Origin of the sequence: Lysobacter sp. TAB13 (genome assembly GCF_052113885.1) — a bacterium.
Taxonomy (GTDB): domain Bacteria; phylum Pseudomonadota; class Gammaproteobacteria; order Xanthomonadales; family Xanthomonadaceae; genus Lysobacter; species Lysobacter gummosus.
Map to the genome: position 1 here is coordinate 55,313 of NZ_JBFRDR010000002.1, position 14,961 is coordinate 70,273.

The window sequence follows — 14,961 nt, forward strand, 5'->3', positions numbered from 1 at the left end:
CCTGTGGGCGCGGATCGGCGGGGCATGACCGCGCGCACGGATTCGCCCTGCAGATGATCGGATGCGGTGCTATCCCTGTTCAGGTATGGCGCGGGCAACGAAGCCCGTGCGCGCAGGCGCCGACCGCGTCGCGCGTCAGTCGAGTTCCGCGCGCGAGAGCAGGTCGCGCAGGTCGGCTTCGTCGCGATACACCGCGCGCATCGCCGTGCCCAGCGCTTCCAGATCGGCGCGTTCGCCGGACACCGACAGCATGCCGGCCTCGGGGTCGAACGACAGCCGGTCTTGCAACCGCGGCAGGCGTTCGGCCACCACCACTTGCGCGATCGAACTCCAGTCGTAGCCGTTGCCGCTCCAACCCGCGGCCTCGTGTTCGGCGAACACATGCTGTTTCGCTTCCATGCCCGGTTCGGTCAGCAGCAGCGAGCGGTAGCCGCCGCGGTCCATGAGGATGAAAGGGGCGTAGCTGCTGTGGTCGGTACGGTCGTCGCTCATGTCGAATCCTTCCTTGAGAGGCGGTGGTGTCCGTGACCGATGATAGTCCGCGGCCGTGTCGGTTCGTCAGCGCGGTGGCGCCGGCCGCAGGCCCGACAATTCACCCAGCACCAGTTGGCCATCGGCCACGCGCGCTTCGCGGAACAGGATGTCGCCGAACGCGTCCGGGCCTTGCAGAAAATACCGGCCCGCATGCGCGTTGGGATTGTCGATGCGATAGCCCATGCGCGCGGCCAGCGCGAACGCGAGCTGGTTGTGGAATATCCATTCGCCGTTCTCGCCCAGCGGCGCTTGCGCCGGACCGCGGCCGCGCACCAGCATCGGCACCTGCGCGATCTGCGGCGTCAGCACGTTGTGGCCCCACACGCCGTCTTCGCCGAGCATCTGGCCGTGATCGGAGGTCACCACGAACAGGCCTTGCTCGTCCAAGGCCTCGAAGCGCTGGTACAGGCGGCCGACCAGATCGTCCTGATAGGCGATCGCGTGATCGTAGGCGTCGATCTTGCTCTGCTCAGATGAGGACGATGCCGTATCCGGCCACTGCGGCGGCGGTGTGGCGCGCCGTCGATACGCGTCTTCGTACGGAATATGCGCGGTGCGCAGCAGCAGCACGATCAATCGCGGCTCGCCGGGCTTGAGCGGCGCGAGCATGTCGATGATGGCATCGTCGCCGACCGCGGCGACCCGCTCCGGATCGGTTTCGCGTATGCGGGTAACGTCGATGCTCGCCTTGTCCTGGTCTTCCAGCAGATCGCCGCCGTACTGGGTCGACAGCCAGTAGGTGCGATAGCCGGCCTGCTTCGCCAGGCCGAACAGATTGCCGCGATGCGAGCGCAGTTGTTCGAGGTGGCCGGGTTCGCGCACGCCGTTGAGCAGCAGCGCCATCGAGGCGCGCGTGGCCGCGGCGCCGGCGACGCCGCGATGCCAGCGCGCATCGCCCTGCGCGACCCAGCGCGACATCACCGGCGTGGTGTCGCGTGCGTAGCCGGCCACGCCCCAGTGATCGGTGCGGGTGGAGTCGAAGATCACCAGCCAGATCGAGCGCGGCCGGGCCGCGTCGTTGCGCGCATCGCGCGCGACGAGGTAGGGGCGGTACGGATCGATATCGCTGCGCATCGACGCGCCGCTCAGATTGGCGGCGTAGTAACCGAACGCCATCAGCGAATTGTGCAGCGAACTGCGCTGCGGCTGCGGCATGAAGCGCGTCATGTTGCGATGCGCGGCGCTGTACGGAATGAAGGCCAGGGCCGCGACCACCAGCAGCCACGCCCAGCGCAGGCGCGGCAGCGGCACGCGCGGCAGGCCGAGATTGAACAGCGCGAACAGCAGCGCATACGGCACGCCGCCGGCGAGCAGGCTCGGCCAGTTCTGGCCGATCTCGGCGCGCACCGCCGCGCCGATGTCGCGCGATTGATGCGGAATCATCGCGATGTCCAACGGCGACAGCGGACGGCCGATCGCGGCGATGTGGCACAGCTGCAACAACTGCATGCCGGCGAACATCGCGATCACCGCATTGGCGACGACCCGGCTGCCGCTGAGCCACAGGCAGGCGACGATCAGCATCAAGGCCGCGCACCAACCCGGCTTGACCACGGCGAGGTTGTGCGGATTGACCAGTTGCTGCAGGCGATCGTCCAGCAACAGCAGCGAAGTGCTCGCCGCGCTGACCAACAGCAACAGCGCGATGCGCCGCGACAGCGATACCCGGCCGCATTGGCCGGGCTGCGCGAGTAAGGCCGGTTCCCGCAGAACTCGCATGGGCGTGGTGATCGCCGAAGGATTGGCGCGACACCATAGGGGCTGGATATGCGATCCGGATCGGCCGAGGGCCGGCGTACGCGGGCGTGTGTGCGGCGGCGGTATCGTTTGGATGCGTAAATGCTAGATCGCGCGTGACAACTCTTAATCGGCATTCATTTCCGCAGACAACGCCACTACGGATATTTGCCGGAATATCTGCAAGTCGATGTGTAAAAATGCAGTCGCGATTGCACATGCCGCAAGCGAGTTCGAACTTTTTCGATCGCGCGCGTCGCCGGTGCCTGCGAACGCAACCGTATCGATGCCTGCGAGGCCACGACAAGCCGCGATTGCGCGAACGCTGCCGAATGGTGTTCGTCATCCGCATCGCTCCGCCGCGACCCCATGCGACATCGATATGCCGCAACGGATGCGATACGCTGATCGCCGTCGTTCAATTCGCCGCCGGACGGAAATCTTCATGAAGTGGAAAGGCTCGATCGCCTTGCTGATGTCCTGCGGTCTGTCCGCGCTCGCCATCGCCCATGAACCAGCGCCACCCGCGGCGCCGCCCGCGCCTGCGGCGAAAGCCGGCCCGTCGTTCGTCGCTTACGATCAGCCGCTGTTGGCGTTCACCCACGCCGACGTGATCGACGGCACCGGCGCGCCGATCCGGCGCGATCAGACCTTGCTGATCGAAGACGGAAAAATCCGCGCCGTGGGCGCCAGCGCGAAGATCGCCGTGCCCAAGGGCGCGACTGTGATCGACGCCAAGGGCAAGACCTTGCTGCCCGGCCTGGTGATGATGCACGAACACATGTTCTACCCGACCGGGCAAGGCAACTATTCCGAGATGGTGTACAGCTTCCCGTCGCTGTATCTGGCCGGCGGCGTCACCACCTTGCGCACGGCCGCGGCGATGCAGCCCTACGCCGATCTCAACATGCGCAAGAAGATCGCCGACGGCGCCATCGTCGGCCCGGACATGGAAGTGACCTCGCCCCTGCTCAACGGCCCCGGCTTGCCGGTGCTGGCGGTGAAAGTGCTCGACGGCGCCGACGATGCCGAGCGTGCGGTGAACTACTGGGCGGAGGAGGGCGTGGATTCATATAAAGCCTACATGCAGATTCGTCGCGACGAATTGCAGCGCATGATCGAGGTCGCGCACCGGCGTTCGCGCAAGGTCACCGCGCATTTGTGTTCGGTGACGTTCGCCGAAGCTTCGGCGATGGGCATCGACAATCTGGAGCACGGCTTCTCCTTCGCCTCGGACTTCGTTACCGACAAGCAGCCCGATGTCTGCCCAGCGTCGATCACCCGATCGCTCGCCGACCTGGACGTGGACGCGCCGCAGATGCAGCGGCTGATCGAGCTGCTGGTCGAGCGCAAGGTCGCGCTGACCTCGACCTTGCCCGTGATCGAAACCCTGGCGGCGCAGCGGCCCAAGGTGTCGGAAGCGGCGCTGTCGTTGCTGTTGCCGGAAGTGCGCGAACAATACGAAGCGGGCTGGACGGCGATGCAATCCAAGCCGGTCGGCCAGGATTGGGCGCGGTTGCTGCCCAAGCTCGGACAGTGGGAGCGGCGTTTCGTCGCCGCCGGCGGGTTGTTGATGGCCGGCACGGACCCGACCGGCTACGGCGGCGTGATTCCGGGGTATGCGAGCAAGCGCCAGCTCGAGTTGATGGTCGAGGCCGGTTTCACTTTCGAACAGGCGGTGCGCGTGGCGAGCTTGAACGGCGCGCGCTATCTGGGGCGCGACAAGAGCGTCGGCAGTCTGGAAGTCGGCAAGCGCGCGGATGTGGTCGTGATCGATGGCGATCCGACCCGCGATGCGCGCGCGATCGAGCGCATGCCGCTGGTGTTCAAGGCGGGCAAGGGCTACAGGACCGAGGCGATTTTCGAGGCGATGAAGGGGAAGGTGGGGTTGCACTGAGCGTTGTGCTGGAAGGCTCAGATCATTTGCCCATGAGGTGCCGGCGATTTCATTGATGCGCGGCTTCGTTGGTCGGGGCTGAAGCTCCCTCCCACAAAAGATTTCGGTGCTTGCGCGCGGGTCTTGCAGCCTCGCGAGCGAGCTCAGCGCGCGCCGCCGATCCAGCTGTCGGTGACGTGCAGAGCATCGTCCAGCGCGACCAGATCGGCGCGATAGCCCGGGGCGATGTGGCCTAGCTCATGGCCCAGGCCGAGGAACTGCGCCGGATAGGTCGAAGCCATGCGGCAGGCTTCGTCCAGCGGCAGGCCCAGGCGCTGCACGGTGTTGCGCACCGCGCCGGCCATGTCGAGCGCGGAGCCGGCCAGGGTGCCGTCGGCGGTGGTGCACTTGCCGTCGCGGCAGGTCATGGTTTCGCCGTACAGGACGAAGTCCTCTTGATCGCCGCCGACCGGCGGCATCGCGTCTGTCACCAGCATGATCTTGCCGCGCGGCTTGGCCGCGATGGCGATGCGCAGCGAGGCGTCGTGGACGTGTTCGCCATCGACGATCACGCCGCACCACGAATCGGGATCTTCGATGCAGGCGCCGACGCCGCCGGGTTCGCGGCTGCCCAGCGGGGTCATCGCGTTGAACAGGTGGGTGACGCCGCGCACGCCGTGGGCGAAGGCTTCGCGCAGGCGGCCGTAATCGGCGGCGGTGTGGCCGGCGCAGACCAGCACGCCGCGTGCGGCCAGCGCCTGCAGGGTGTCGTTGCCGAAGCGCTCGGGCGCGAGCGTCAGCATGGTCTTGCCGACGCCGAGAGAGGCGACCAGATTCAGTTCGTCCTCGCCCGGGGTATGGAACTTGTCCGGGTTGTGCACGCCCTTGCGCGCCGCGGCCAGGTACGGGCCTTCCAGATGGATGCCGAGAATGCCCGGCACGTTCTGCCGCATCGCTTCGCGCACCGCGTCGATCGCCCGCACCATCACCGCGACATCGTCGCTGATCAGGGTCGGCATCATTCCGGTGGTGCCGAACTTGCGATGCGCCTGTGCGATGCGGCGCAGGCCATCGACGGTAGGCGCATCGTTGAACAGCACGTCGCCGCCGCCGTTGACCTGGGTGTCGATGAAGCCCGGCGCGAGGTAGCGGCCGTGCAGATCGACCGTGTCCGCGCCGGCCGGCGCCGCGCCCGGCAGGACCGCGACGATGTGGCCGTCTTCGACGATGACGCTCAGATCGGATTCGAATCCGCGCTGCGTGAGCACGCGGCCGTTGACGAAGGCGGTGGCGGACATGCGGGCGTTCCTCAAACCGTCTCGGTGACTTTGTTCAGATGCGGCGGCAGGTCCGGGTTGTGCCCGCGCGCCACCGACAGCGCGTTGACCGCCTTGTAGAAGCTGGCGACGGTGATCAGCGGGGTCATCGCCGGATGCGAAGAGCGCGCGAGCGGCAAGGCATCGCCGCCGCTGACGCCCGGCGCGGCCAGCCACACCGGCGCGCCGCGCGCGCGGAACTCGCGCGCGACCGCGACCGTGCTGTCGCCGGTGCCGTCGTCCTGCGCGAACGCCAGCACCGGGAAACCGGGGCCGACGATCGCCATCGGCCCGTGCTTGACCTCGGCGCTGCTGAAGGCTTCCGCGTGCAGGCCGCAGGTTTCCTTGAACTTCAGCGCCGCTTCCTGCGCCGCGGCCAGGCCCAGGCCGCGGCCGAGCACGAACAGATTGCGCGCATCGACCAGGCCTTCGACCAGCGGCGACCAGTCCTGGCGCGTGGCTTCGCGCAGCGCTTCGGGCAGTGCGTGCACGGCGTTGAACAGGCCGGCGTCGTTGCTCCAGCGCGCGGTCAGTTGCAGCAGCGCGGCCAGCGAGCACAGATAGCTCTTGGTCGCGGCGACGCTTTTCTCCGGGCCGGCGTGCAGGCCGAGCACGGTGTCGGCCAACTGCGCCAGCGGCGAATCGGCGACGTTGACCAGCGCCACCACGTGCGCGCCGGCGGCCTTGGCGATCTCGGCGTTGCGCAGCAGGTCCGGGCTCTTGCCCGACTGCGAGATCGCCACGAACAGCGCGCCGTCGAGCTTGGGCTTGATCGCGTACACCGAACCGACCGAAGGCGAGGCCGAGGCGGTGACCAAGCCCAGCTGCGTTTCGAACAGGTACTTGCCATAGGTGGCGGCGTGATCGGAACTGCCGCGCGCGCAGGTGACGATGAAGCGCGGCGGCTGTTTGCGCAGGCGTTCGACCAGGTCGTCGATGATGTCGGCGTTGGCGGCGAACTGGCGCGCGACCGCGTCGCCCGACTCGTTGGCTTCGGCGTACATGCGCGTGCTTGTTGCGTCCAGCAAGGTGTCGGTGCTCACGGGGTGGTTTCGCTCTGCAGTTCGGCGACGAAGTCGTACGCGTCGCCGCGGTAGAAGGATCGGGTGAATTCGACGACGCGGCCGTCGTCGAGGAAGGTGCGGCGTTCGATGAACAAGCCGGGCGCGCCTTCGGGCAGATTCATCAGCCGCGCCTGTTCGGCGTCGAAGGCGATCGCGCGCAGACGCTGCAGCGCGCGGGCGGGGCGGATGCCGAGCTTGGCGAAGGCTTCGTACAGCGAGTTTTCCACCAAGTCAGGATTCGGAAGAACCGCTACAGGGACCACCGTCCGTTCGAGTGCGAGCGCCACGTTCTCCGCGGTGCGCAAACGGTAATAGCGGATCACCTGCGCGCCCGGCGACAGATTCAGCGCCATGGCTTCTTCCGGCGTGACCTCGCCGACGCCGCGTTCGAGGAAGGTCGAACGCGGGTCCAGCCCGCGCGCGCGCAGGTCGTCGGTGAAGCTGGTCAGGCGCGAGAACGATTTGACGATGCGCTCGGCGACGAAGGTGCCGGCGCCCTGGCGCTGCACCAGCAGCCCGTCCTCGACCAGCCCGGCGATGGCCTTGCGCACCGTCACCCGCGACAGGTCCAGCAGCTTGCCGAGCTCGCGCTCGCCGGGCAGGGCCTGGCCGGCGGTCAGCTCGCCGTTGTCGATCGCGTGCTGCAGGGTCCGGCGCAGGTGCTGGTAGGCCGGCGCGCGGCGCGCGTCGGACTGGCGGCGGAATTCGCTTTCCAGATAGGCCTGCATGGCAAAAAGATACCAGTCGCAGACCATTGACGGCAACAAAGGCCTGTAACGCCATTGTAACCAATTGATTTATAGTTAATTTGCCGAAGTGGTATCTTACTGGTATCTTTGCTGGTATGGTTCCATCCAGACCTGTCCGAGCCCGTCCATGAGCGTCTACTCCGTGCCGACTCCCTCGCAAGCCCCGCATCTGGCGCCGCTGGCCCCGTTCGATCTGGTGATTTTCGGCGGCACCGGCGACCTGGCCCTGCGCAAGCTGCTGCCGGCGTTGTTCCATCGGTATGCCGACGGCCAGATCGTCGCCGGCACCCGCATCGTGGCGATCGCCCGCGACACCCAGAGCGACGAGGACTACCGCGGCCGGGTGCGCGACGCGCTGGCCAAGTTCGCCAATCTGGACGCGCGCGAGTCGCAGTCGGTGGAAGGCTTCCTGTCGCTGCTGCTGTATCGCCGCCTGGATCTGAGCTCCGACAGCGGCTGGCCGGAGTTCTCCGCCGAATTCGCCGGCGACGAACGCGTGCGGGTGTTCTACCTCGCGGTCGGCCCGGACTTGTTCGGCGTGGTCGCCGATCGCCTGCAGTCGCACGGCCTGGTCAGTCCCAAGACCCGCGTGGTGGTGGAAAAGCCGCTGGGCAAGGACGGCGTCAGCGCCGATGCGATCAACGACGCGCTGGCGCGCGTGTTCAATGAGGCGCAGATCTTCCGCATCGACCATTACCTGGGCAAGGAGACGGTGCAGAACCTCACCGCGCTGCGCTTCGGCAATGCCTTGTTCGAGCCGCTGTGGAAGGCCGAGCACATCGACCACGTGCAGATCACCGTGGCCGAAACGGTGGGCGTGGAATCGCGCGCGCCGTACTACGACAAATCCGGCGCGCTGCGCGACATGGTCCAGAACCATCTGCTGCAGCTGCTGTGCCTGGTGGCGATGGAGCCGCCGTCCTCGCTCGCCGCCGACGCGATCCGCGACGAAAAACTGAAAGTGCTGCGCGCGCTGCGCCCGATCGTCAACGGCAACGCGGCGCAGTCCACGGTGCGCGGCCAGTACAAGGCCGGCGCGGTCGATGGCACCGCGGTGCCGGGCTACGCACAGGAACTGGGCGCGCAGTCGCTGACGGAAACCTTCGTCGCGATCAAGGCCGAAGTGAAGAACTGGCGCTGGGCCGGCGTGCCGTTCTACCTGCGCACCGGCAAGCGCCTGGGCGAGCGGGTGTCGGAGATCGTGGTGACTTTCCGTCAGGTGCCGCATTCGATCTTCGAGGATCTGACCGATCAGGACCCGTCCAGCCGCCTGCAACCGAACAAGCTGGTGCTGCGCCTGCAGCCCGACGAGGGCGTGAAGCTGTGGCTGATGAACAAGGTGCCCGGCCCCGGCGGCCTGCGTCTGCGTCACGTGCCGCTGGACATGAGTTTCGCCGCGGCCTTCGGCGGCCGTCAGGCCGACGCCTACGAGCGTCTGCTGATGGACGTGGTGCGCGGCAATCCGATGTTGTTCATGCGCCGCGACGAAGTCGACGCGGCCTGGAAATGGATCGACCCGATCCGTGCCGCCTGGGCCGCGGGCGCCGAAGCGCCGCGCCCGTACACGGCCGGCAGTTGGGGTCCGAGCGCCGCGGTGGCGCTGATCGAACGCGATGGGAGAACGTGGCATGAAGATGCAGGCTGAGCGACTCAAAGTGATCGAACCCTTGCCGCTGCCGTTGCACGAACGCCTTTTCGACGATGGCGAACAGCTCGCGCAGGCCCTGGCCAAACAGGTCGCGGCCGATCTGCGCGGCGCGCTGGCGCGGCACGGCGAGGCGTGCATCGCCTTGTCCGGCGGCAATACGCCCAAGCGTTTCTTCGACGCGCTGTCCACGCAGACGCTGGACTGGGCGCGGGTGACCGTGCTGCCGGTCGATGAGCGCTGGCTGCCGCCGGAGCATCCGCGTTCCAACGAGCGCCTGCTGCGCGAGCATCTGTTCAAGAACAACGCCGCCGTCGCCCGACTGCTGCCGATGTACCGGCCGACGCCGACCCCGGAAATGGCGCTGATGCCGGTGCTGACCAAGATCGCCAACGAAGGCCTGCCGCTGGACGTGGTGGTGCTGGGCATGGGCGAGGACGGCCACGTGGCCTCGTTGTTCCCGGACCTGGGTTACGACAATCCTGCGCTGCGCGAGATCGGCCTGCAGCCGCGCGGCCGCGCGCCGGTGATGTCGGTGCGCACCTCGGCGATGCCCGAGCCGCGCATGACCCTGACCCTGAGCGCGATCTTCACCGCGCCGGCGATCTATCTGCACATCGAAGGCGAGAGCAAGCGCGCCGTGCTCGAAGGCGCGCAGCGCGATCCGCGCAGCGCGCTGCCGATCCGCTCGGTGCTCAGCGGCGCGCCGGTGGCGCCTACGCTTTATTGGAGTCCTTGATTCGGCCGAAGCCGGTTGAGTTCGAACTGGCCAAGCGCAAGCGTTTTATTGGGGCCCGCGACACATTGGGCTCTTGAGACAGCCAAGCCATAGCTCCCTCCCCTCCCAGCTGCGGCTTTTGCTGTCGCCCCCTTTAAAACGGGGGCCGCGTCCGCGCAGCGGGCGCGGGGGGATTTGCTTTTGCCTTTGCTTCTTAGGAAGGTGTAGGAAGAGCAAATCCCCCTAACCCCCCTTTTTCAAAGGGGGGAACTGTTCGGCCCCTGCGGAAGGGGCCTCGCACCGACCGAGTACTCGTGAATACCCAACTGCATCCCGTTGTCGCGCAAGTCACGCACCGTATCGCCGAACGCAGCCGCGCGCGCCGCAATGCTTATCTGGCCCGCATCGACGCGGCGCAGAGCAGCGGCCCGCACCGGCGGCGCCTGTCTTGCGGCAATCTCGCGCACGGATTCGCCGCCTGCGCCAGCGGCGACAAAGCCGCGCTGCGGACCGGTTACGCACCCAACCTGGGCATCGTCACCTCGTTCAACGACATGCTCTCCGCGCACCAGCCGCTGGAGCGCTTTCCCGATCTGATCAAGGCCGCCGCGCGCGACTGCGGCGCCACTGCGCAGGTCGCCGGCGGCGTGCCGGCGATGTGCGACGGCGTCACCCAGGGCCGCGACGGCATGGAGTTGTCGCTGTTCTCGCGCGACGTCATCGCCATGTCCACGGCGATCGCGCTGTCGCACGACATGTTCGACGCCGGCCTGTACCTGGGCGTGTGCGACAAGATCGTGCCGGGGCTGTTGATCGGCGCGCTGCATTTCGGCCACCTGCCGGGCATCTTCGTGCCGGCCGGGCCGATGACCTCGGGCCTGCCCAACGACGAAAAATCGCGCGTGCGCCAGCGCTACGCGACCGGTGAGGCCTCGCGCGAGGAGTTGCTGGAAGCCGAGGCGCGCAGCTATCACGGCCCGGGCACCTGCACTTTCTACGGCACCGCCAATTCCAACCAGATGCTGATGGAACTGATGGGCCTGCACCTGCCCGGTTCCAGCTTCGTCCATCCCAACACGCCGCTGCGCGATGCGCTGACCGCGCTGGCGGCGCATCGCGCCGCGCAGATCACCGCGCTGGGCGACGACTACCGGCCGATCGGCCGCATCGTCGATGAGCGCGCGATCGTCAACGGCGTGATCGGCCTGCACGCCACCGGCGGTTCGACCAATCACCTGTTGCACTTGATCGCCATGGCCGCCGCGGCCGGGATCGATCTGCGCCTGGAGGATTTCGATGCGCTGTCCTCGGCGATCCCGCTGCTGGCGCGCGTCTACCCGAACGGCAGCGCCGACGTGAATCATTTCCACGCCGCCGGCGGGCTGGCGTACCTGATCGGCGAACTGCTCGATCACGGCTTGTTGCACGGCGATGTCGAAACCGTCGCCGGCACGGGCCTGGCGCGTTATCGCGTGGAAGCACGCTTGGGCGACGACGGCGAAGTGGTGTACGTGCCGAGCACGCGCGAAAGCTGCGACACCGCGGTGCTGCGTCCGGTCGCCGAACCGTTCCGCGCCGACGGCGGCTTGCGCGTGCTCAGCGGCAACCTGGGCACCGCGGCGATCAAGGTCTCGGCGGTGCCGGAAGACCGCTGGGTCGTGGAAGCGCCGTGCCGGGTGTTCGTCGAACAGCATGAAGTGAAGCAGGCCTTCGAACGCGGCGAGCTGGATCGCGACGTGATCGTGGTCGTGCGTTTCCAGGGCCCGCGCGCCAACGGCATGCCGGAACTGCATCAGCTCACCCCGACCTTGTCGGTGCTGCAAAAGCGCGGCCATCGCGTCGCCCTGGTCACCGACGGCCGCATGTCCGGCGCCTCGGGCCAGGTGCCGGCGGCGATCCACGTCACCCCCGAAGCGATGAGCGGCGGCGCCCTGGCGAAGCTGCGCGACGGCGACGTGCTGCGGGTGGATGCGGTGGCCGGCACCTTGCAGGTGATCGAGCCGGCCGACTGGGCTTCGCGCGAATGCGTGACCGCCGATTTGTCTTCGCACCATGCCGGCGTGGGGCGCGAGTTGTTCGCCGCGTTCCGCGATTACGCTGCACCGGCCGATCGCGGCGCGGGGGTGTTCGGGACGGTGACGCTTTGAGGGTTGGCGGATGCGATCGTTTGGTTGATTGCGATGTCGCGGATGCGGCGCTGCTGATGACCGATTTCGAATCCGCCCAGCCGTCATTCCCGCGAAGGCGGGAATCCAGAGACTTCAGCGCCATCCCACCAAGTCGTCATTCCCGCGAAGGCGGGAATCCAGTGCCTTTCGTGCGAGAACGCCTGAAGTCGCTGGATTCACGCCTTCGCGGGAATGACGACAGGTAAGTACGCTGTTCCCGAATCCCGAATCCCGAATCCCGAATCCCGAATCCCGAATCCCGAATCCCGAATCCCGAATCCCGAATCCCGAATCCCGAATCCCGAATTCCGAATTCCCGCTCCCAGGAGCACGCCATGCCCGCCCCCGCACGCACCACCTTCCTGTTCGATCTCGACGGCACCCTGGTCGATAGCGTCTACCAGCACGTGCTGGCCTGGAAACAGGCGCTGGACGCCGACGGCATTCCGCTGTCGGTCTGGCGCATCCATCGCAAGATCGGCATGAGCGGCGGCTTGTTCACCAACATCCTGCTGCGCGAGACCGGAATCGACATCACCCCGGAACGGATCGAGCGCCTGCATCGGTTGCATGCGCAGGCCTACGGCCAGCAGGCCACGCAGATTCGCCCGCTGCCGGGCGCGGTCGAGTTGCTCGCCTATCTGACCGAAAACAAGATCCCGTGGGCGATCGCCACCAGCGGCCGCATGGAAACCGCGCGCCACAATCTGGTCGCGCTCGGCGTCGATCCGGCGGTGTCGGTGGTGATCACCCGCGACATGGTCAAGTACGCCAAGCCCGATCCGGATTTGTTCCTCGCCGCCGCGGACAAGCTCGGCGCCGATATCGAGCACTCGGTCGTGGTCGGCGACAGCATCTGGGATCTGCTCGCCGCGCGGCGCGCGCGGGCGCTCGGCGTGGGGCTGCTGTCGGGCGGTTACGGCCAGGATGAACTCGAACGCGCGGGCGGGTTCCGTGTGTACGAAGATCCGGCGGATCTGCTCAAGCACATCGATGAAGTGGCGGCGCGGCCCTGAGTGCCTTCGCTCGTCATTCCCGCGAAAGCGGGAATCCAGTGACTTCAGACGTTCTCGCACGAAAGTCACTGGATGTTCGGCTCCGCCGAAGTAAAGCAGAGCCCGCTTTCGCGGGAATGACGGCATGAGAGATGCGTGGCTGAACATCGTTCGTCCACGCCGATAAATAACAGCATCACCGTTCCGAAAACGACTGGAGCCAGGGCAATGAGTTCGATGCAGGGTCTGCAAACGCGTATCGCCGCGGTGTTAGCGCTGGCGCCGGTGGTGCCGGTGTTGGTGATCGACGAACTGAAGGACGCCGTGCCGCTGGCGCGGGCTCTGGTCGCAGGTGGTTTGCCGGCGATCGAGGTGACCTTGCGCACGCCGGTGGCGTTGGACGCGGTGCGCGCGATCGCGAATGAGGTCGAAGGCGCGGCGGTCGGCGTCGGCAGCGTGCGTCGGCCGTCGGATTTCGTCGATGCGCTGAAGGCCGGCGCGACCTTCGCGGTGTCGCCGGGCAGCGCGGCCGGCTTGATCGCGGCCGCCCGCGACATCGATCTGCCGTGGCTGCCGGGCGCGGCGACGGCGTCGGAAGCGATGGCCTTGCTGGAGCACGGCTACACCCAGCTCAAGTTTTTCCCGGCCGAGTCGATCGGCGGCGCGACGGCGTTGAAGGCGCTCGGCGGGCCGTTGCCGGAACTGCGGTTCTGCGCGACCGGCGGGATCGGCGTGCATAACGCGCACGAGTATCTCGCGCTGAAGAACGTGCCTTGCGTGGGCGGTTCGTGGGTGGCGCCGACGGCGGCGGTGAAGGCCGGCGATTGGGCGAAGATCGAGGTGCTGGCGAGGGAAGCGGCGGCGTTGGGGCGCTAAAGAAGTAGCGCGCCGGCTTTTGCTGTTCCCCCCTTTGAAAAAGGGGGGTAGGGGGGATTGGCTTTTGCCTTTGCCCTTAGCAGCAACAGCAACAGCGAATCCCCCTGCCCCCCTTTTTCAAAGGGGGGAACAGCAAAAGCGGGGGGAATATCGGGACGAAAAAATCCGCGGCGCGCGTGTCGCGCGCCTTAGCCTTGCGCCGGACGCGGCGGCGCCGTCGATCCGCGAACCACCAGGATCGGGCTGAAACCTTCGTTGGCCGGAACGTCCATCGGCTTGTCCCCGCCTTCGCGCCGCAACTCCGCGATCAACCGATACGCCGCATGGCGCGCGATTTCTTCCGTCGCCTGCCGCGCCGTGGTCAGCGTCGGCCACGATTGCTTGGAGAACGGGCTGTCTTCGAAACCGGCGATCGACAGGTCGTAGGGCACGTGCATGCCGGAAGACTTCGCCGCCGCCAGCACGCCGGCGGCGATTTCGTCGTTGCTGCCGAAGATCGCGGTCGGCCGGTCGGGCAGCGCGAACAAACGCCGCGCGCCGCGGAAGCCGTCGTCGAAGGAATAGTCGCCCGGCAGCACCAGGTTTTCGTCTTCGGCGATGCCGTAGTCGTTCAGCGCCTGGGCGTAGCCCTTGTAGCGCTCCCAACTGGAGCGGTGCGATTTGCCACCCCACAGAAAACCGATGCGCTGGTGGCCCAGCTGGATCAGGTGTTCGGTGATGTCATAGGCGGCGTCGCGGTCGTCCACCCACACGCAGGGCGAGCCGTCCTTGGGATCTTCCGCGGCCGAAACGATGCGCACCAGCTTGATGCCGTGCGCCACCAACTCGCTGACCAGTTCCATGCGCTCGGACATCGGCGGCGCCAGCACCAGCCCGGCCAGGCGCGCGCCCTGGACCAGATCGATCAGGTCGGCGGCCAGCAACGGCGAGGACGAATCGCAGGGATGGATCTGCAGGCCGTAGCCGGTTTCGCGGCAGGCGGCGAGCACGCCGTTCTGGACGCTGATGATGTAGTACGGATTCGGGTTGTCGTAGACCACTCCCAGCGCATACGGCTGAGCGCTGCGCAGGCTGCGCGCGGACGGGTCGGGCCGGTATTCGAGTTCGGCGATCGCCTCGTGCACGCGGGCGCGGGTGCGGGCGCGCACGCCGGATTCGTCGTTGATCACCCGCGAGACGGTCTTCAGCGAGACCTGGGCGAGTTCGGCAACATCTTTGATGGTCGGTCGGCGCACGGGGCCTCGCGTAGGGCGCGGTGCCGGCGGTAACTGCGTGCCGGACGG

Annotated in this window: 12 protein-coding genes; 6 read left to right on the forward strand and 6 right to left on the reverse strand. The window is 67.2% G+C overall.

Features of this window, described 5'->3' with window-relative positions; genetic code table 11:
- Nucleotides 1-135: 135 nt before the first annotated feature.
- Together AB4Y92_RS03030 and AB4Y92_RS03035 are read right to left on the reverse strand one after the other, a co-directional pair.
- Nucleotides 136-492, reverse strand: coding sequence for an Imm51 family immunity protein (locus AB4Y92_RS03030; RefSeq protein WP_441818309.1), 357 nt, complete (start codon nucleotides 490-492; stop codon nucleotides 136-138).
- 66 nt (nucleotides 493-558) lie between these two features.
- Nucleotides 559-2,253 carry a phosphoethanolamine transferase gene (locus AB4Y92_RS03035; protein WP_441818310.1) on the reverse strand — a complete coding sequence of 565 codons (1,695 nt, stop codon included), beginning with the start codon at nucleotides 2,251-2,253 and terminating at the stop codon, nucleotides 559-561.
- Nucleotides 2,254-2,716: 463 nt separating this feature from the next.
- Between AB4Y92_RS03035 and AB4Y92_RS03040 the strand changes: the two genes are divergently transcribed.
- Nucleotides 2,717-4,168: an amidohydrolase family protein gene (locus AB4Y92_RS03040; protein ID WP_441818311.1), complete on the forward strand. Its 1,452-nt coding sequence runs from the start codon at nucleotides 2,717-2,719 to the stop codon at nucleotides 4,166-4,168.
- A 143-nt stretch (nucleotides 4,169-4,311) separates the two neighbouring features.
- On the opposite strand, the gene nagA is transcribed toward AB4Y92_RS03040, so the two are convergent.
- The 3 genes from nagA to AB4Y92_RS03055 are packed head-to-tail and all read right to left on the reverse strand — an operon-like array spanning nucleotide 4,312 to nucleotide 7,255.
- Nucleotides 4,312-5,445, reverse strand: coding sequence for an N-acetylglucosamine-6-phosphate deacetylase (gene nagA, locus AB4Y92_RS03045; protein WP_441818312.1), 1,134 nt, complete (start codon nucleotides 5,443-5,445; stop codon nucleotides 4,312-4,314).
- Nucleotides 5,446-5,456: 11 nt separating this feature from the next.
- Nucleotides 5,457-6,467, reverse strand: a complete 1,011-nt coding sequence (locus tag AB4Y92_RS03050; protein WP_441818581.1) for an SIS domain-containing protein — start codon at nucleotides 6,465-6,467, stop codon at nucleotides 5,457-5,459.
- A 35-nt stretch (nucleotides 6,468-6,502) separates the two neighbouring features.
- The gene (locus AB4Y92_RS03055) at nucleotides 6,503-7,255 is read right to left on the reverse strand and encodes a GntR family transcriptional regulator (protein WP_441818313.1); all 753 of its coding nucleotides are present in this window, start codon (nucleotides 7,253-7,255) and stop codon (nucleotides 6,503-6,505) included.
- A 148-nt stretch (nucleotides 7,256-7,403) separates the two neighbouring features.
- Here AB4Y92_RS03055 and zwf point away from each other — a divergent pair, with 148 nt between their 5' ends.
- The 5 genes from zwf (at nucleotide 7,404) to eda (ending at nucleotide 13,678) form a co-directional block, all read left to right on the forward strand.
- On the forward strand, nucleotides 7,404-8,921 hold the full coding sequence (zwf, locus tag AB4Y92_RS03060) for a glucose-6-phosphate dehydrogenase (protein WP_441818314.1): 1,518 nt from the start codon (nucleotides 7,404-7,406) through the stop codon (nucleotides 8,919-8,921).
- Complete coding sequence (pgl, locus tag AB4Y92_RS03065; RefSeq protein WP_187313109.1) at nucleotides 8,905-9,660, forward strand: 6-phosphogluconolactonase; 756 nt, start codon at nucleotides 8,905-8,907, stop codon at nucleotides 9,658-9,660. The genes zwf and pgl overlap by 17 nt, the downstream gene beginning before the upstream one ends.
- A gap of 293 nt (nucleotides 9,661-9,953) precedes the next feature.
- Complete coding sequence (gene edd / locus AB4Y92_RS03070; protein WP_441818315.1) at nucleotides 9,954-11,786, forward strand: phosphogluconate dehydratase; 1,833 nt, start codon at nucleotides 9,954-9,956, stop codon at nucleotides 11,784-11,786.
- A 356-nt stretch (nucleotides 11,787-12,142) separates the two neighbouring features.
- Nucleotides 12,143-12,823 (forward strand): HAD family hydrolase, encoded by a 681-nt coding sequence (locus AB4Y92_RS03075; RefSeq protein ID WP_215057773.1) that lies wholly within the window; start codon nucleotides 12,143-12,145, stop codon nucleotides 12,821-12,823.
- A 207-nt stretch (nucleotides 12,824-13,030) separates the two neighbouring features.
- Nucleotides 13,031-13,678, forward strand: a complete 648-nt coding sequence (gene eda / locus AB4Y92_RS03080; RefSeq protein ID WP_441818316.1) for a bifunctional 4-hydroxy-2-oxoglutarate aldolase/2-dehydro-3-deoxy-phosphogluconate aldolase — start codon at nucleotides 13,031-13,033, stop codon at nucleotides 13,676-13,678.
- A 188-nt stretch (nucleotides 13,679-13,866) separates the two neighbouring features.
- On the opposite strand, the gene AB4Y92_RS03085 is transcribed toward eda, so the two are convergent.
- Complete coding sequence (locus AB4Y92_RS03085; protein ID WP_057941147.1) at nucleotides 13,867-14,913, reverse strand: LacI family DNA-binding transcriptional regulator; 1,047 nt, start codon at nucleotides 14,911-14,913, stop codon at nucleotides 13,867-13,869.
- Nucleotides 14,914-14,961: the final 48 nt, after the last annotated feature.